The organism is Mucilaginibacter antarcticus, assembly GCF_042686155.1.
Classification (GTDB): domain Bacteria; phylum Bacteroidota; class Bacteroidia; order Sphingobacteriales; family Sphingobacteriaceae; genus Mucilaginibacter; species Mucilaginibacter antarcticus.
In genome coordinates this window covers 77,009-95,039 of sequence record NZ_JBHUON010000001.1, presented here as the reverse complement: position 1 = coordinate 95,039, position 18,031 = coordinate 77,009, and the positions used below count along the sequence as shown (strand labels likewise).

General features: G+C 41.9%; 13 protein-coding genes. 6 read left to right on the top strand and 7 right to left on the bottom strand.

Features of this window, described 5'->3' with window-relative positions; all coding sequences use genetic code 11:
• Positions 1 to 4: 4 nt before the first annotated feature.
• From ACFSYC_RS00390 to ACFSYC_RS00375, 4 genes are all read right to left on the bottom strand, one after another.
• Entirely contained in the window at positions 5 to 1,342 is a 1,338-nt protein-coding gene (locus ACFSYC_RS00390; RefSeq protein ID WP_377122153.1) for a hypothetical protein, read from the bottom strand.
• A complete protein-coding gene (locus ACFSYC_RS00385; protein WP_377122150.1) occupies positions 1,335 to 2,078 on the bottom strand; it encodes a type III pantothenate kinase in 744 nt (247 codons plus the stop codon). The genes ACFSYC_RS00390 and ACFSYC_RS00385 overlap by 8 nt, the downstream gene beginning before the upstream one ends.
• The gene (purQ, locus tag ACFSYC_RS00380; RefSeq protein WP_377122147.1) at positions 2,078 to 2,770 is read right to left on the bottom strand and encodes a phosphoribosylformylglycinamidine synthase subunit PurQ; all 693 of its coding nucleotides are present in this window, start codon (positions 2,768 to 2,770) and stop codon (positions 2,078 to 2,080) included. Before purQ ends, ACFSYC_RS00385 begins: the two co-directional genes overlap by 1 nt.
• Positions 2,771 to 2,872: 102 nt before the next feature.
• On the bottom strand, positions 2,873 to 3,859 hold the full coding sequence (locus ACFSYC_RS00375; protein WP_377122144.1) for a DUF6427 family protein: 987 nt from the start codon (positions 3,857 to 3,859) through the stop codon (positions 2,873 to 2,875).
• Between the two features lie 370 nt (positions 3,860 to 4,229).
• Between ACFSYC_RS00375 and ACFSYC_RS00370 the strand changes: the two genes are divergently transcribed.
• The 3 genes from ACFSYC_RS00370 to ACFSYC_RS00360 all read left to right on the top strand — a co-directional run bounded on the left by ACFSYC_RS00370 (position 4,230) and on the right by ACFSYC_RS00360 (position 11,565).
• The gene (locus ACFSYC_RS00370; RefSeq protein WP_377122141.1) at positions 4,230 to 7,028 is read left to right on the top strand and encodes a S9 family peptidase; all 2,799 of its coding nucleotides are present in this window, start codon (positions 4,230 to 4,232) and stop codon (positions 7,026 to 7,028) included.
• A gap of 121 nt (positions 7,029 to 7,149) precedes the next feature.
• Positions 7,150 to 8,424 (top strand): serine hydroxymethyltransferase, encoded by a 1,275-nt coding sequence (locus tag ACFSYC_RS00365; RefSeq protein ID WP_377122138.1) that lies wholly within the window; start codon positions 7,150 to 7,152, stop codon positions 8,422 to 8,424.
• 9 nt (positions 8,425 to 8,433) lie between these two features.
• Positions 8,434 to 11,565, top strand: coding sequence for a PAS domain S-box protein (locus ACFSYC_RS00360; protein WP_377122135.1), 3,132 nt, complete (start codon positions 8,434 to 8,436; stop codon positions 11,563 to 11,565).
• A gap of 84 nt (positions 11,566 to 11,649) precedes the next feature.
• On the opposite strand, the gene ACFSYC_RS00355 is transcribed toward ACFSYC_RS00360, so the two are convergent.
• From ACFSYC_RS00355 to rlmN, 3 genes are all read right to left on the bottom strand, one after another.
• Positions 11,650 to 12,351: a ComF family protein gene (locus ACFSYC_RS00355; protein WP_377122132.1), complete on the bottom strand. Its 702-nt coding sequence runs from the start codon at positions 12,349 to 12,351 to the stop codon at positions 11,650 to 11,652.
• 2 nt (positions 12,352 to 12,353) lie between these two features.
• Positions 12,354 to 13,652, bottom strand: a complete 1,299-nt coding sequence (locus ACFSYC_RS00350) for a hypothetical protein (protein WP_377122129.1) — start codon at positions 13,650 to 13,652, stop codon at positions 12,354 to 12,356.
• 82 nt (positions 13,653 to 13,734) lie between these two features.
• Positions 13,735 to 14,799 (bottom strand): 23S rRNA (adenine(2503)-C(2))-methyltransferase RlmN, encoded by a 1,065-nt coding sequence (rlmN, locus tag ACFSYC_RS00345; protein ID WP_377122126.1) that lies wholly within the window; start codon positions 14,797 to 14,799, stop codon positions 13,735 to 13,737.
• 118 nt (positions 14,800 to 14,917) lie between these two features.
• Between rlmN and ACFSYC_RS00340 the strand changes: the two genes are divergently transcribed.
• The 3 genes from ACFSYC_RS00340 (at position 14,918) to ACFSYC_RS00330 (ending at position 18,012) form a co-directional block, all read left to right on the top strand.
• Positions 14,918 to 16,099, top strand: a complete 1,182-nt coding sequence (locus ACFSYC_RS00340; RefSeq protein ID WP_377122123.1) for an amidohydrolase family protein — start codon at positions 14,918 to 14,920, stop codon at positions 16,097 to 16,099.
• Positions 16,100 to 16,177: 78 nt separating this feature from the next.
• A complete protein-coding gene (locus ACFSYC_RS00335; RefSeq protein WP_377122120.1) occupies positions 16,178 to 16,462 on the top strand; it encodes an acylphosphatase in 285 nt (94 codons plus the stop codon).
• 26 nt (positions 16,463 to 16,488) lie between these two features.
• Positions 16,489 to 18,012 (top strand): MATE family efflux transporter, encoded by a 1,524-nt coding sequence (locus ACFSYC_RS00330; protein WP_377122117.1) that lies wholly within the window; start codon positions 16,489 to 16,491, stop codon positions 18,010 to 18,012.
• Positions 18,013 to 18,031: the final 19 nt, after the last annotated feature.

The following is an 18,031-nucleotide window of genomic DNA, read 5'->3' as shown; positions in this document are numbered from 1 at the left end:
CTGGTTAATCAAATTTGTAACGCTGGAACCATTTATCGTTCAGCGTAAAACCTAAACGCACATTAAAGTAGCCCTCTTTTACCAAGCCGTTATTTAGCGTGCCGCGCTGGCCGAATTCGGCAGTTAAATTCATTTTATAAAAACTGCTGATGCTGCCCCTAAGCGGTAAGCCTAAACCAACTGTAACTGCTTTTGATGTAATGTTTGTGCTGCCGCCGCCTGTTGGGTTAGGTACGTTGTAGTAAGTTTTATCTAACATAAAACCCAAGCGGTAATCAACAGTTGCAAAATAGTTGTTTAAAGCATCCATTTTAGGGGTGTACTGGCCACCAACATTAAACGTGCTGCTGTTTGCCATGCCTGCATTGACGCCGTTTATACTAAGCTCAGACCAATTGCCGATACTATAGTCAGCACCCACCAAAAATTTAAGATCTTGCTGATACGAGATACCGAAGCGGTGTATTTGCGGTAATTGAATTTTAGACTTTGCGTTTTGTTCATTCACCACAGAGTCAACGTCAGCATTTTCATTGCCGGCCGAGTCAAATGTATAGTGGCTAATGATGTAACTGTTTTGTGAATTGAGCTTTGAGCTTGCAGAGGTTGAGTAACCAAACACTACGTGACGGCTTAGCGATAGGTCCCATATGTATTGGGCGCCTAAATCATAAGTAAAGCCACCTGCAGCGTTGTTACGCTCAACCCGGGTGTTTAATGCCCCAAACAACTTTGGCATTTCTACTTGTTGAAAGTGTTTAATGTTGCCAAATATGTAACCAACATTGGCGCCTAAAAGCAGGTTGCGTTTTACCGCGAAGCCATAGCCAAAGTAAGCCTTGGTAAGGCCGCCCTGGCCGCTGTAAATGTTATTTATAAGGTTGGTGTCAACACTTGAGCCGCTGCCAAAGCCTTTGCTGGATTTTGTGTAGTTATACCCAACCTGGCTATAGGGCATTAAACCAAAGCTTAAAGCCGATGTTTGTGTAACCGGTATTGCAAACGTTATATGGCTTAACCTAAAGTTTGAATTACGTTGTGTTGGTTGGCCCGCCTGACTAAGGTTGACCGAGTGCAATGACAAACCCGCGTCAATAGTAGTTAAGGATATCATTGCGTGCGAAGCCGGATTTTGCGGGTTGATGCTCATGTACCGGTTAATAATATTGGTACCGGTTGATATACCACCCATAGCCTGGTTTTGTGGTAATAGCATTGGCGTAAGGTCGCCTATACCGTATTGCGAGTATGGCGAACTGGTGTTTGCTGTAGTTTGTGCAACAGCGCCAACAGCACTAACCGCCAATAAAAATGTTATAAAAAGCTTAGTATATTTAATCATTATGCTTCTGTGTAGCTGCGTTCAATCCTTTTAAAACCAGGTATGGTTCGTTTTTTATATAGGGGGCAAAGATGCTATTTTTTAATAGGGTATCAAAAAAAATACCGTCTCCCCCGGTTAGTATGATATTTAGCTGCGGGCTATGTTTAGCATAGCTGTCAATAAAGCCCATAAGCTCATGTTTTATTCCGTTTTGCACACCCGATTTGATAGCTGTTTCAGTATCGTCGCCGGCGTCGTCTGCAAAATTCTTATCCTGATTAACCACCGGTAAAACTGCGGTGTAGTAGTTAAGTGCTTTATAACGCATATTTAACCCGGGAGATATACTGCCGCCAAAATAATTTGCGCCGGCATCTATAAAGTCATAGGTTATACACGTGCCACCGTCAATTACCAGGTTGTTTTGTTGTGGGTATAAATAGTTTGCGCCTGTTACCGCAGCCAACCTGTCAAGCCCTAAAGTATGCGGGGTTTTGTAATGGTTGTTTATACCTTCAGCCATCGCAGCGTTAAAATAAATAAGCTTTGTTTTTTGGCTTAGCGTGGTTTCCCACTCGCTGCCTTGTTTTTTAACTGATGATACCATTGCTTTATCAATGGTGTGGCTGTTAAAAACACCCGCTATAATCTGGTTATCAAGCAACGGGTATTGATCGGTAAAAACCAGATCATCATCCTCAAAAATTGCTGCTTTAATAAAGGTATTGCCTATATCAATAACCAGGTTAGCCATTAGGCCTTAACCATTGATAATATCGATTCAAAAATTGCCAAACCATCTTCGTTAGCCAGTAATGAGTCGGCAGCCCGTTCAGGGTGAGGCATAAAGCCAAATACGTTACGGTTAGCGTTGGTTACACCTGCAATGTTTTCTAATGATCCGTTAGGATTAGCATCAGCGGTAATGTTGCCAGCTTCGTCGCAATATCTAAACAAAACCTGGTTGTTGTCGTTTATTTGTTTCAACACATCAGGCTCTGCAAAGTAGTTACCCTCGCCATGTGCTACGGGTATTTTTAAAGCGCGTTGCGGGTCTATCTGCGCGGTAACTAATGAGTCGCCTGTTTGAGCTATCATGTGGATATTGCGGCAGATAAACTTGCGGGTATTGTTATGCAGCAATGCGCCGGGTAACAAACCGGCCTCGGTTAATATCTGGAAACCGTTGCAAATGCCCAATACATAACCACCATTGTTGGCAAACTGAATTACTTGCTCCATAATAGGAGAGAAGCGGGCGATAGCGCCAGAGCGTAGGTAATCGCCGAAGGAGAAACCGCCGGGAAGTATAACAAATTCAGCCCCTTGCAGGTCATGATCTTTGTGCCAAAGGCGAACAACCTGCTGGCCCATTACTTTTTCTAATACGTGTATGATATCCTCATCACAATTAGACCCCGGAAATATTACTACTCCAAATTTCATCTACTATCGTATTTAAGTGAATATCATGGGTATACAACCAGCCCATGATGTTATTGTGCTGCAAATCTAACATAACGCCGCAAATTTGAACGAATGTAAAAGTTAAAAAGTGTTAAACTGAAAGTAAATTATACTCGCCAGAAGGATGATAAACAGGCTCTCGTAAAACCAGCGAACTTTGGCGTAGAGGAAATAATAAGCAAAAAGTATGGCAAGGGGGATAACGCAAAGTAAAAAGTGGGTAAGGCTAAACTGGGCTTTTACATAAAAAGATAAGCCGGTTATTAGCAACACTGCAAACAATAATTGAAACGATTTGCGCACTTGTACATAACTTCTGAAAAACACCTGGCGCAAACTGATGGAGCCCAGAATCAACATAACGATAACCGGCAAAAGCACCAGGTAATTATAGTAGTTGATATTTACATGCGTGGGGAAGGCGGTAGTAAGAGGTGTCCAAATGTTTTTAAATATGTGTAGTTTGTTGCTCAAGTAATAGGCTACTGCTAAAAAGAAGAATATGGTACCATAACCCATAATGCCTATAACCCACTCGCGCCAATTAAAAGGCCTGTATAGTATTAATGAAACCCAGATGGCGAGGAAAAGATAAATGAATGGGAAGTATATCAACGAGCCAAGGGCAACAATCATCCCCGAATCGTAAGTTATCGACTTGGCGTCATCCGCCTTGTAAAGCGCGAAGAGTTTGTAAAACATCCATATCATTAAAAAGCCACATATAAGGGGTGGGCTCAAAACTAAAAATGGGGTAAACAGCCCGGTGAGTACAATGTACATAAGGGCGGGTAAAAAGCTGGGCTTGCCTAACAGGTTGTATTGATTTACCAGGCGGTTAACCAGCAGGGCCTGCCCAAAAACTATAACCCCCGCTAAAAATATATTTATAGCCGGCGGAAAAACATAGGTATAAGTGCCGGGAGCTAATAAACGTGCAAAGGGTTCAAGATACGTAAAGGTTAGTGTGGGCGGCGCACTGTAAACATACCCCGCGCGCAACACAAACAACAAAACAGCCAGCCACAATATATTAAGCGGATTATAGGTTCTGAATGCGTTTATCATCACTGCAATATTAAGCAAAAACGTACTGGGATTTATGGGAATAGAAAGATTTGAGCGCCAAGTTTAGTTGGGGTGTGACGGGCAACTGCTGGCGACGCTGTTAGTCTGCAAAAAGGGGGGATCCAATTGTCAAATATTCCTAAAAGGTGATCCAAGTTGATCATGACTGATTCAAATAGTTTGATTAATTTAATTTAATTTATTGATTTTAAATGTGTTGTATAAAACAGGTGATCCAAGTGATCCAAAAAGGATAGGCACGCGCGGTGGATCACTTATGATTGATTGACCTAAGATGGTTTTGTAATGGATGTGTTACGGCTATGAGTGTTATATATTTTTTAGCATATTTAAAGATTAATCGCTAATAATGAAAAAACTACTGATCTCTGCTTTGATTTTGGGCGCCGCTATGTCCGCATCCGCACAAAAAATTAATAAAAAACCTTTAGACCATTCTGTTTTTGACAGTTGGCAAAGCATAAATGGCGAACGAATTAGTAACGACGGCAAATGGGTGCTCTATACCATAAAGCCTCAGGCAGGCGATGCGCAATTGGTGATAGCCGACGCAGCGAATACCAGTAAGGTAAGCATACCCCGAGCGGATACTGCCAGGTTTACTTCTGATTCGAAATACGCGGTGCTGGTGATCAAGCCCGCCTTTGCAGCCATCCGCCAACTTAAAATAAAAAAGAAAAAGCCGGCCGAGTATCCTAAAGATACGTTGGCAATTATCACCCTGGGTAAACCGGGTATTGAGAAAGTGCCCGCGGTAAAAAACTTTAAGATGGCCGAGAAAGCACCGGTATTGGCCTATTTTATTCCTGTCGATAGCAGCGCAGCTGTAGCCAAAAAGCCTGCGGACACCGCAAAAGCTACCGCTAATTTGCCGGGCGCTAAGCTGACGGTCAGGCAGATGACCAGCGGTAAAACACGAACGTTTGAGTATGTAACCGATTATCAGCTCAACAAAGCCGGAACCTTACTGGCGTTTTCTATCACATCGCAAAAGAAGGTGAAAGATGTTAAGGCGGGGATATTTGTATATGATATTGAGCAAAATAACCTTAAGCAGATAAGCACTGGTAATGGCACCTATAAAAACCTAACCTTTGATGAAACGGGCACCAGGCTGGCTTTTGTGGCAGAAAAAAATCCAGAGAAAACTAAAATTAAACCATACAGCCTTTATTATTATAGTACCACACTGCCGGGCGATACTGCTAATATATTAGCTGCGCCGAACTCGGCGGGTATGCCTGCGAAGTGGGCGGTGGCCGATGGCGGGCGTTTAGCATTTAGCAAAGATGGCAGCAGCTTGTTTTTTGGCACCGCGCCCATACCCAAGCCAGTTGATACAACTATTGTTGATTTTGAGGTAGCCAAGTTGGATATCTGGAATTATAAAGACGACTACCTGCAATCGCAACAGTTAAATAGTTTAAGCCGCGACCTGCGCCGCAATTATACTGCGGTTGTACGTCCGGCTGGTGAAAGCAAGATAATTCAGTTGGGCGACGAGGCTATCCGCACTATCCAGATACCTGAGAACAGCAACGGCGATTATGTTTTAGGCGTTGCTGACACCGGCGCACGTGTACAGGCGCAATGGGAAGGAGGATCGCGGGAGCAAGCCTTTTTAATCAACACCAAAACAGGAGTACGTACACTGATTAACCCCAGACTTAAAGCACGCTACAGTATTTCAACAGCTGGAAATTATGTGATCTGGTTTGACGCCCAAAAGCAAAATTGGAATAGCTACAATATTGCCACCGGCAAAAAAACAAACCTAAGCGTCAACATACCAACCAAAATGGGCGAAGAGGATAATGATGTACCTGATAGCCCCTCGCCATATGGCATTGCAGGCTGGGAGCAGGATGATAAAAGCGTGCTGATTTACGATCGATTTGATATTTGGAAAGTTAACCCGGCCAACGGGGCAGCTATCAACTTAACCAATGGTGCGGGCCGTAAAAATAAGTTGGTATTTCGTTACCGGATGACCGATCCTGACGAGAAAGCCATCCCGTCTGACAAGTCGCTTTGGCTTATTACGCAAAATGATGCGACTAAACAATGGGGTTACTATAAGGATGCAATAGATGGTAGTGCCGCTCCGGAGAAAGTGGTAATGGGGCCTTATGCCTACAGTTCATTGCAAAAGGCAAAAAACGCAGATACTTATATTTATACCAAGGCAAACTACCAGCACTCGCCCGATCTGTATTTATCTGCCGATTTGAAAGCCGAAACAAAGCTTAGCGCCATCAACCCGCAACAAGCAGATTATAATTGGGGCACAGCCGAATTGGTGCATTGGAAAACACCCAAAGGCTTCGCTGCTGATGGCATACTTTACAAACCCGAAAACTTTGACCCTAAAAAGAAGTACCCAATGATCGCTTATTTCTATGAAAAGGTAACAGAGACATTATATAACTATCAAGCTCCTGCGCCTACGCCATCGCGCTTGCCTATTTCGTTTTTTGTGAGCAATGGCTATTTGGTTTTTACGCCCGATATTAGCTATGAGACCGGGCATCCGGGTAAATCGGCAGTTGAATATGTTAACTCAGGCGTTGAATACTTGAAGAAGAATGCCTGGGTTGATAGTAAACACATTGGTATACAAGGCCAAAGCTGGGGTGGTTACCAGGTAGCATACCTGATAACGGTAAATAATATGTACGCAGCTGCCTGGGCTGGTGCGCCGGTAGTAAACATGACATCTGCCTACGGCGGTATCCGCTGGGAGAGTGGCAATAACAGGCAGTCGCAATATGAGCATGGGCAAAGCCGTATAGGTGCTAGTTTATGGTCAAGGCCTGATTTATATATGGAGAACTCGCCATTGTTCCATCTGCCTAAGGTTAAAACTCCGGTAGCTATTATGAGTAACGATGCCGACGGCGCGGTGCCATTTTACCAGGGAATAGAAATGTTTACGGCCCTACGCAGATTAGGCAAACCCACCTGGCTATTAATTTACAATGGCGAAGCGCACAACCTGGTACAGCGCCAAAACCGTAAAGACATTACCATACGCGAACAGCAATTTTTTGATCACTACCTAAAAGGCGCGCCTATGCCGCAATGGATGAGCAAAGGTCTGCCTGCTGTAGAAAAGGGGAAGAACTGGGGATTTGAGTTGGCTAAATAGATAAAAAGATGTGGGTATTTGTTAACAACTCCAAATTACTCACATACCCAATTAATTAGGTAATCTATTAATTAAGTATACTATAATCTTTATTACCTTTGCGGCGTTTTTAACCATCATAATGAAAAGAGACAAGTTAATATTTAAGCTGTTAGACGAAGAGCAACAGCGCCAGGAAGAGGGTTTAGAGCTTATAGCGTCTGAAAACTTTGTAAGCAGACAGGTTATGGAAGCGGCAGGTTCTGTTGCAACCAACAAATATGCCGAAGGTCTGCCGGGTAAACGTTATTATGGTGGCTGCCAAATAGTTGATGAAATTGAAACCATTGCTATTGAGCGCGCTAAACAATTGTTTAATGCCGAATGGGTTAATGTGCAGCCACACTCTGGCGCGCAGGCTAACGCAGCGGTAATGCTGGCTTGCTTAAATCCGGGCGATAAAATATTAGGTTTTGATCTTTCGCATGGTGGCCACTTAACGCATGGTTCTGCGGTAAACTTTTCGGGTAAATTGTATGATCCCCACTTTTACGGTGTTAAAAAAGATACCGGCTATGTTGATTATGAGTTGCTGGAGAAAGTAGCGCTTAAAGAAAAACCAAAAATGATTATTTGCGGTGCATCAGCTTACTCTCGCGATTGGGATTATGTCCGTATCCGTGCTGTCGCCGATAAGATTGGCGCTTTGGTACTGGCTGACATATCACACCCTGCAGGTTTAATTGCACGCGGTTTGTTAACAGACCCGCTTCCGCATTGCCATATAGTTACTACAACTACCCACAAAACCTTACGCGGCCCGCGTGGCGGCCTTATCATGATGGGCAAAGATTTTGAAAATCCGTGGGGACATAAAACCCCGAAAGGAGAGATCAAAATGATGTCGACGTTATTAGATATGGCAGTTTTTCCGGGTACACAAGGTGGGCCGTTAGAGCATATTATTGCTGCCAAGGCAATTGCGTTTGGCGAGGCCCTTTCTGACAGCTATATGAAATATATTTTGCAGGTTAAGAAAAATGGCGCGGCAATTGCAAAAGCATTCATAGAAAGAGGTTACGAGATAGTATCGGGCGGTACAGATAATCATTTAGTACTGATAGATCTGCGCAACAAAAACGTAACCGGTAAAGCTGCCGAAAACGCGTTGGTTAAAGCAGACATCACCATAAATAAAAATATGGTACCTTACGATGATAAATCGCCGTTTACAACATCGGGCATTCGTATAGGTACAGCTGCTGTAACTACACGCGGAATGAAAGAGAAACAGATGGAAGCGATAGCCGCATTAGTAGACGAAGTAATAAATGACCCGGAAAACGAACTTTCTTTAGAAAAAGTTCGTAAAAAGGTGCACAAGTTAACGGAGAAGTTTCCGTTATATAAGGAATAGAAAAAAATAATGATACACGGGCAGCATGTCACGACAGATATAGAAACTAAGCGCCTAGCGGCGCTTAGTTCATATGCTGTCCTTGACACCTTGCCTGAGAAAGAATACGATGCTATCACCCGCCTGGCGTCCTATATATGCCAGGTGCCAATGGCTCTTATATCCCTAATAGATGCCGACAGGCAATGGTTTAAATCCGTTGTAGGGGTAGACGCTTCAGAAACATCCCGCGCCGACGCTTTTTGTAATTACACCATCTTAAACGATGAAATATTAGAAGTAAGCAACGCTGCCGAGGACGATACTTTTAAGGAGAATCCTTTTGTAAAGGGCGCCGCCCAAATACGTTTTTACGCCGGCGCGCCATTGATTGATCCGGATGGCAACCGCCTTGGTTCGTTATGTGTGGTTGATGTGGTGCCACGCCAGCTTACCTTTGAGCAACGAGATGCCTTGCGCACCCTGGCGGACGAGGTGATGTCGCACCTGGTGCTACGCAAACAACGCCGCGAACTGCAACAGTCTTTAGCAATTCACAAACAGTTTTATAACCTTTTTAATTCATCGCCCGATATTCATTTTATTGCCGATAAGGACGCCAATATTGAGCTGATCAATAAATCTGTCAAAAATATTTTAGGTTATGAGCCAGAGGACGCTTTAGGTAAGCCACTTTGGAGCTTTGTTGTTGGCAACACGCCAAGAGAACAGTTTGTCCCCCTTATTGAAAAGGCGTTATCGACCGGGCAGTCCTTTGATTTGGAAACTAAAACTTTTACAGTTGAGGGTAAAGAAAAATGGATAGGGTGGTGCGGTATCTACAAAGACGAAAAATGGTATGCTAATGGCCGCGATATCACCTATCAAAAGAGCATTTTGGCCGAGCTAGAACAATTGTCGCTTGTTGCCAGTAAAATGATCAACGGGGTATCGGTTAGTGATAAAGATGACAATGTTATATGGACCAATGAAGCTTTTGAAAAAATAACCGGATATGCCTTTGAAGATGTACAGGGCAAGCGCTTACGTAGTATACTGGTTAATGATGCTAATAACGCAAATAATAACCCTATACAGCAATATAACGATCTTATTAAAGGAAAATCATCGTACTCAGTACATGTATACGCCACCCGCAAAAATGGCGAGGATATATGGCTGTCGCAAACTACCTCTATAATTTTTGATGAGGCAGGAGAGGTTGAAAAATATATCAGGGTATGGTCTGATATCACGGCCCGTAAGGCTATTCAAAAAGATTTAGAGGTGCTTTCGTTTGCCGCCCGTAAATCGCCTAGCGGAATGTTAAGTCGCGACGCTACGGGCACCGTAATCTGGATGAACGAGGCGTTAGAGAATATAACGGGCTACACCTTTGCCGAAATGCAAGGCAAGCGATTTGGAACTATCCTTATAGGCGAAGATACCGACATGGATGTGTTTAAGAATGCTGTAAAGGCTGTTAGCGAACAAAGACCATATAACTGCGAGATACTGATATACAGAAAAGACAGGACTCCGGCATGGGTATCTATGTCTAACAGCCCTTTGTTTGACGAAGCCGGTGATGTAGAGCGCCAGATAACTACCATGCTTGATATTACAGAGCGTAAAAAGGCAGAAGAGGAGTCTAAGCTGTTATCGTTAGTCGCCAGTAATACCACCAGCGGCGTAGTTATCAATAATGCTGATGGTGAGATAGAGTGGGTTAACGGTGCTTTTGAAAAAATAACCGGTTTCAATATTACCGATGTGGGTGGCACCCACCTGGGCGATGTTTTGCAGGGGGAGCTTACTGATATAACTATTATTGAAAAAGGCCGCGAACTATCTAAAAACAAGCAATCGTTTGAGGTTGATTTATTAGCCTACAAAAAAGATGGTACGCCGATATGGATTACCGTTATCAACTCGGTTATATTGAATAAAGAAGGTGTGGTTGATAAATACATTGAAGTTGTTATTGATATAAGCGCCAAGAAAAAGGTGGAGATGGAGCTGATAAGTGCAAAAGAAGAAGCGCTTCAGCTAAGCCGCGCCAAGGATATGTTCATCTCTGTAATGAGCCATGAAATACGCACCCCATTAAATGCCGTAATAGGTATGTCTAACTTATTGGTAGACGACAACCCGCTCGAGTCGCAAAAAGAAAATTTGAAGGTGCTTAAGTTTTCTGCTGATAATTTGCTGACGTTAATTAATGACGTGCTGGATTTTACCAAGATAGAAACCGGAAATATTGACCTTGAGCAGGCTGATGTAGACTTGCGCGTACTGGTACAAAGCATCGCCGCGTCTTTACAATACCAAACTAAAGAAAAAAATATATACCTTGATGCCGTTATTGATGAGGCAATTCCCGAAACTATTGTTGGCGACAGCACCAGGCTATCACAGATATTGATAAACCTGGCAAGTAATGCAATAAAGTTTACAGACAAGGGGGGCGTTAAAATTGAGCTGGTTGTAGTTGATCAAACTAAGAAAAATGTTCGTGTACGTTTTTCTGTGACAGATACCGGTATAGGTATAGCAAATGATAAATTAAATACGATATTTGAGTCGTTTAAGCAAGCAGACACAAGCACCACCCGTAAATATGGAGGTACAGGCTTAGGGTTGGCCATTAGCAAGCGGTTAATTGAGCTGCATGACTCGCGGGTGAATGTAGATAGCACACCGGGCCAAGGCTCCGCTTTCTCGTTCACAATAACTTTTGATAAGGCAAAAAACAAAAAGAGTAATAATATTAACGTGGAATCGACATTAAACATAAGCGTACTTGTTGTTGATGATAATCAAATCAACAGATTATTAATCAACAAGATCTTGACCAAATGGGGGGCAACTATAGACTTTGCCGAGAATGGCTTACAGGCGGTTAACAAGATTGAGACTAATAAATATGATGTTGTATTGATGGATATACACATGCCGGAGATGGGTGGCCTTGAAGCAACCCAGATCATTCGTGATAAACCGGAGCCTTACTTTAAGCAATTACCTATTATTGCGCTAACAGCTTCAATGCTTACCAGCCAAATGGGCGATATAGGCAACGCTGGTATGAACGATTATATCCTGAAGCCGTTTGAACCAAAGATCTTATTTGAGAAACTAAGCAGGTTTCAGAAGCAGTAGCTTTAGAGATTAGTTTTTGAAGATTAAAGATTGGAAGTTCACCTTGAACAGATAAGCCCAATCTTTAATCTCCAATCTATCTTCTTACTCCGCATACGCTATTGTAGCTATACTTAGCTTTAATCCGGGGATTTCTAGTAGTGGGATGGCGCAGGCTTCGAGCGTTGAGCCTGTAGTTACAATATCGTCTACCAGCAATACGTGTTTGCCCTTGAGCTTTTCGGCGTTTGCGACAGTAAAAACTTCTTTCATGTTTTCAAACCGGGCAAAGCGCGATCTTTTAGTTTGTGTTTTTGTAGCCTTTGTGCGTATTAAATTATTCTCTTCGACCACCGCGTTCAGTTGGCCGGCAAGCCCTTGTGCAAAGCAGGCAGCCTGATTATAGCCACGCTCTCTTAACCGGTTTTTATGCAGCGGTACCGGTATAATATAATCTACTCCCGCAAAAATTTCATTTTTACTGAGCTGTACACCAGCAATGTCACCCATCAGGTTGCCTATTTTATGCATGCCTTTATATTTAAAATGATGCATCAAGTTTTGCACTTTGCCGCCTTTGGTAAAGTAATACAAGGCATAGGCGCCTTCCAATCTTAATTTGCCCCAAAATTGCCTGGCTACAATATTATCTGCCTGCAAGTGAAAATTAGTTTGCGGCAGATTATACCTGCAATTGGTACAGATGATTTCTTCGTTAACGACCAATTCTGCACCACAAGCCGGGCAAAGGTTTGGGAAGATTAGCGACAAGAAATTTGTCAAGTATAAATGCAGTGCTTTCAACATAATTATCTGTTATACTCGGTGAGCCAATGAAACTGCCGCTCGGCTAATTGAAAATGGCGATTTTTGCGTTTAAATATCATTGCAACACTATCGGTGTTCTTTTTGCCCCAAAGCTTAATGGTATTGGTATCGGGGAGCGAGTAGTTTAACGTGATGGTTTTTACCGAAGCGGCGTCTACGTTTTCTTTAAAAACGAAAGTATGATTTGCCGAATCGATCTCGTAGACAAAGTATACGCGGTTATACCTTCGTTTAAATAGCTTTTCGCCGGTTTTAATGCTGCCTGTTCCATCCTCTAAAATCAAATCCTGCCAGAGTAATGAATCAGTAAGCAATAACTGAACAGGCTTGTTATTAACAATTACTGATACAGGCTCATACACCCCATTCTTTACCAGTAAATTAGGCTTTGGTGCATTATAAGCTTTATATTGTTTTGCCGATTGATAGACCCGCGGGGCTAATGCAAAAGCGATAAAACACACCTTGACTATTATCCTTGTAACGCGCTTCCACTTTTTATTATAAGTAAATTCATAAATGCTACCAGTGTCCGCGGGTTTGTTAAGTACAAAAAAGTTAATGATACGCCGGCTTTCATTAACCAGTAAAACAAGGCAGGTAAATACTAATTGAGCCGAAAATATTTTGACAGGTATATCGAAGCACAAGTTAAGCGCCATTACATTAGTTAATACTGCTGTGGCTAACAATACACCAAGTGTAGCAGTGCGCCAGTTTAATAGCAGCAAGGCCGCCAGCATTTCCATAAAACCAGAAAATACCTGGTAAGGCGTAGAATAGCCTATAAAATACCATGAAAACCGCATTGGCAAGAAATCGCCTAATGGAGTAGCCAGTGCATGGAGGCTCGGGAAAACCATTTGCAACGCAAATATTTTTATAACGCCATAAATAAACAAATAGGTGATGAGATAGTAACGAGCAAAAAGACAAAGCCAGTAATTAAGTTGAATGTAGTTGGGGCGCTTCCTGTCAGCCAATGACCATATAAGGCATCCTAATGCCGCAACAGTTAAATAAAAAAGCAACTGTGCCCAGCCGAAAGAGGTGTCGCCACTGCCGTTTAAAGGCACCAACACTGGGCGTACATGGTACAGGTAAGTATTGGATAAGGTTACAAGCCATCCCAAGAGTTGACTATAATATTTATTTACAAATTGACCGGTAATGTCAAGCCATGTCCAGGGTGATATCTGTAACGCCAAATATAAAAACACGAAGCGGAAAAGGATCTTTTTCCAAAGCGACCATGTAGGGTTTACCGACGATACATTCATAGCAATAGGTAGGTTGTCGCTCTAAATATATTAAAAAAGAAAGTTTATGCCTAATGATTTAGTTGTAATAGGCAGCAGGGCATCAGACTTTAGTGGTCTCCTTATCTTTAATAGCCAGCTGCCCGCAGGCAGCATCTATATCTTTTCCGCGGCTACGGCGTATGTGGGTGTTTACGCCGCGTTTGCGCAAATGCTCGGCAAAAGCTTCAACCTTATCAACACCGGCGTTTACAAAGTCTGCAAAAGCTATAGGGTTGTATTCAATGATGTTAACCTTGCAAGGCAGGTGCTTGCAAAAACGAGCTAGTTCTTCGGCGTCTTCAATGTTGTCATTAAAGCCGTCAAAAATAATATACTCGTAAGTTACTGGGTTTTTGGTTTTGGCGTAGTAATACTTAAGTGCTTCGGCCAGTGCATTTAATGAGTTTTGCTCATTTATAGGCATAATGGTATTGCGCTTCTCGTCGTTAGCGGCATGTAGCGACAAGGCAAGGTTAAACCTAACATCATCGTCGCCCAATTTTTTAATCATTTTGGCAATACCGGCAGTTGACACCGTGATGCGCTTAGCCGCCATGTTCAATCCGTCAGGCGAGGTTATTTTCTCTATCGAGTCCATAACATTTTTGTAGTTAAGCAAGGGTTCGCCCATGCCCATGTATACAATGTTAGTTAACGGGATATTATAGTTCTCGCGGGCTTGCTTGTCAATCAATACAACCTGGTCGTAAATCTCGTCAGGATTCAGGTTGCGTTTACGCTCCATGTAACCCGTGGCACAAAATTTACAAGTAAGGCTGCAACCCACTTGGGAGGATACACACGCAGTCATTCTCTCGGGAGTCGGAATTAAAACGCCTTCAATTAAATGCTTGTCGTGTAAAATAAAAGAATTTTTTATAGTTTTATCCGCACTAAACTGTGAGTTATTAATTTGTACATTATTAATTACAAAATTTGCCTCAAGTTTGGTACGCAGTTCTTTTGAAATATTGCTCATCTCATCAAAAGAGAAGCATGATTTTTTCCATAGCCACTCATAAACTTGTTTGGCCCTGAACCCTTTTTCCTCCATTTGGACGAAGTGCTTCTGTAAGCCCTCGAGGCTAAGGCTACGGATATCAATTTTTTCTTTTTCAGCAATCACGTTGCAAAAATACGAAAAAATAAAATCTATCTTTTTAAATCAATAAGTTAAAAACAATAACCAAAAGTTAATGTATTAAGTTATGTTGAAAGTGAAATGGCAAATTAAGCTATAACCAATGAAAATTTTTAAAGCCGATTACGTTTTTCCTATTCATGCTGATCCAATTAAAGATGGGGTAGTTACTGTTGATGATGAGGGAACCATCATTTCAGTAACAGACCAGCCTCCCTCGGGAACCGACCCTGCTACAATTACACGCCTGGATGGCATTATCTGCCCCGGATTTGTTAATACCCACTGCCACTTAGAATTATCGCACCTTCAAGGTAAAATTACAGAAGGTGAGGGACTGATTAACTTTATCAAAAACATACAACTTATTCGTAATTCTGACCCTGAAGAAGTTGAGGCGGCCGCGATTAAAGCGGATAGTGATATGTACGAGAGCGGGATTGTTGCCGTAGGCGATATATCAAATAGTAACGCAACCATAGCCTTAAAGGCCAAAAGCAAAATATACTATCATACGTTTGTTGAAACCTTTGGCTTTACACCCGAAAAGGCCGAATCGGTTTTTGAAAACGCTCTGGCTTTAGCTGAACAGTTTAAGTCGCAGCCGTGCTCGGTGACACCACATGCCCCATACTCGGTATCTAAAGAATTATTAAAGCTGATAAAAAAATACAGCGACGATAATCCTTATAAAAACCTGATCAGTATACATAACCAGGAGTGCGAGGATGAGAATAAGTTTTACCGTTATAAGCTAGGTAGTTTTAATGAGTTATATGAGCACTTCGGCATTGATATAAGTTATTTTAAACCACAGGCGCGTAACTCGTTACAATCAATATTACCGTTGCTTACCAATAAGCAAGGTATTTTGCTGGTGCATAATACTTGTACTAACTTAAAAGATATATACTTTATAAAACGATTTGACCGCCGCATAAATTGGTGTTTTTGCCCAAATGCTAACCTTTATATCGAGGGGTCATTACCAAAGGTAGATTTGTTTTTAGATCAGGGCTTCAACATCACCTTGGGTACTGATAGCCTGGCGTCAAACAAAAAGCTGTGTATTTTAAGCGAGATGAGCACCCTGCAAGCTAAATTCCCGGCTTTGACGATAGAAAGGCTACTAAAATGGGCTACACTGAATGGCGCTACATTTTTGGGTATAGAGAAAAGTAAAGGCAGCCTTGAAGCAGGCAAGCAGCCCGGCTTAAACCTGATAAGTGGTTTGAATAGCGATTTGATGATTACCGCTGATACCAAAGTGCGGCGATTGTTGTAGCTTCATCATATATAAATAGCGATGAGTTCAACTTCATCGCTATTTTTTTGCCTTTTTAATTTTTACTTTTGGCTTAACATGAAACATTTGGATATTACAGTAAAGGGCAAGGTGCAAGGTGTGCAATTTCGCGCGTCCGCAAAAGCAGTTGCTGATCAGTTGGGCGTACGTGGAACAGTAAGGAATGACCCCAACGGCGATGTAATTATGGAAGCCGAGGGTGAGCCAACCATGCTGGATTTGTTTTTAGATTGGGTAAATGAAGGCCCGCAAGGCGCACAGGTAACAACTGTTGAAAGCAGTGAAGGCGAATCAAAAAACTATCGTAATTTTGAGGTGTTAAAACGGGGCTTGTTTAAATAGGCCTCTGTAACTTAAAGCACTATCTATTGTCAACAGCTAAGAAATTTGCCGGGCAAACCGCCATATATGGATTAAGTACCATCATCTCCAGGATGATATATTTTATATTGACTCCAATTTATGCCCGCGCTTTGCCGGTTGGCGGCAATGGCATTTTTACGGCGATGTACAGTAATGCCGCTATCGTAAATGCGGTATTGGCTTTCGGGATGGAGACTACCTATTTCAGGTATTTACAAAAACACGAAAATAACAAGCAGCAGGTTTACAATAATGCATTCGGGTTAGTTATTGCTGTATCTATAATATTTTTGCTCTTCTGTTTGCTGTTTCTTGATAATGTTATTGATTTTGCCAAGGCAGGTTCGGTTAAAGACCACGCGGACTATGCTTTTTACGTAGAAAATTTCCTTGTAATATTAGTGGCTGATGCTTTTTGCGTTATCCCATTTGCTAAAATACGGGCAGATGGCAGACCCATGAAGTTTGCGTTTGTAAAATGCACTAATATCGTATTTGTTGTTTTACTCAATCTGTTTTTTTTATACGGGATACCTTTTATCATTGACTATCAATTACCAGGCGCGCAATGGATGATTGGTTGGTACCGGCCGCACTGGGTAGGTTACGTTTTTTTAGCTAATGCTACCGCCAGCGTTTTTACCATATTTTTGTTGTTACCAGAAATATTTAAGGTAAAGCTTAGGTTTGATATTGCTATGTATAAAGAGATGTTTTTATACAGCTACCCAATACTGATCGCTAATATCTCATTTATAATTAATGAAGCGTTGGATAAAACCATGCTTAAGCATATGTTGCCCGAAGCCATAAGCGATAGGGACGTAGGCATTTACGGTATTTGCGCGAAAATTGCCATCTTCCTTAGCATTTTTATAAACGCTTTCAGGCTTGGTGCTGAGCCATTCTTTTTTAGTCACGCAAAAAACAAAAACTCTGGCGATACCTATGCACGGATAATGAATTATTTTGTAATCACTGTAGCAGTAATTACCGTAGCTGTGGTTGCCAACGTGAATATATTGGCTGCTTTAATTATTGGTAAAGAAACCCATCTGATAAACAATCATATAGTAAATAACCCATATTGGTCCGGATTGGGTGTAGTGCCTTTATTATTATTTGGCTATTTAAGCTTAGGAATATATATGAATTTATCAGTCTGGTATAAACTGTCAGATCAGACAAAATATGGTTTATATATATCAACCATTGGTGCTATTCTTACCATCCTGTTAAACTGGATATTTATACCCAAATACAGCTATATGGCATCTGCATGGATATCACTTATTGCATATGCATCCATGATGATTATGTCCTACTTGTGGGGGCAAAAAAATTATCCTATCCCGTACAACTTAAAAAAGAACCTGGCTTATATCATTTCGTCGGCTGTTCTCGTTTATCTATCGTTCTACGTGTTTAACCGTAATATATTTATAGGCAACGTCTTCCTGTTAATATTTGGAGGCGCAGCCCTGTATTTTGAGTGGCGAAATTTAAAAGCTATTTTTATTAAAAAATAAGATCATCGGGGTAAAGCAG

Bases quoted from the DNA above. Each gene is read 5' to 3' on its own strand.
- ACFSYC_RS00390 (WP_377122153.1), bottom strand. From the start codon at position 1,342: ATGATTAAATATACTAAGCTTTTTATAACATTTTTATTGGCGGTTAGT.
- ACFSYC_RS00385 (WP_377122150.1), bottom strand. From the start codon at position 2,078: ATGGCTAACCTGGTTATTGATATAGGCAATACCTTTATTAAAGCAGCA.
- purQ (WP_377122147.1), bottom strand. From the start codon at position 2,770: ATGAAATTTGGAGTAGTAATATTTCCGGGGTCTAATTGTGATGAGGAT.
- ACFSYC_RS00375 (WP_377122144.1), bottom strand. From the start codon at position 3,859: ATGATAAACGCATTCAGAACCTATAATCCGCTTAATATATTGTGGCTG.
- ACFSYC_RS00370 (WP_377122141.1), top strand. From the start codon at position 4,230: ATGAAAAAACTACTGATCTCTGCTTTGATTTTGGGCGCCGCTATGTCC.
- ACFSYC_RS00365 (WP_377122138.1), top strand. From the start codon at position 7,150: ATGAAAAGAGACAAGTTAATATTTAAGCTGTTAGACGAAGAGCAACAG.
- ACFSYC_RS00360 (WP_377122135.1), top strand. From the start codon at position 8,434: ATGATACACGGGCAGCATGTCACGACAGATATAGAAACTAAGCGCCTA.
- ACFSYC_RS00355 (WP_377122132.1), bottom strand. From the start codon at position 12,351: ATGTTGAAAGCACTGCATTTATACTTGACAAATTTCTTGTCGCTAATC.
- ACFSYC_RS00350 (WP_377122129.1), bottom strand. From the start codon at position 13,652: ATGAATGTATCGTCGGTAAACCCTACATGGTCGCTTTGGAAAAAGATC.
- ACFSYC_RS00340 (WP_377122123.1), top strand. From the start codon at position 14,918: ATGAAAATTTTTAAAGCCGATTACGTTTTTCCTATTCATGCTGATCCA.
- ACFSYC_RS00335 (WP_377122120.1), top strand. From the start codon at position 16,178: ATGAAACATTTGGATATTACAGTAAAGGGCAAGGTGCAAGGTGTGCAA.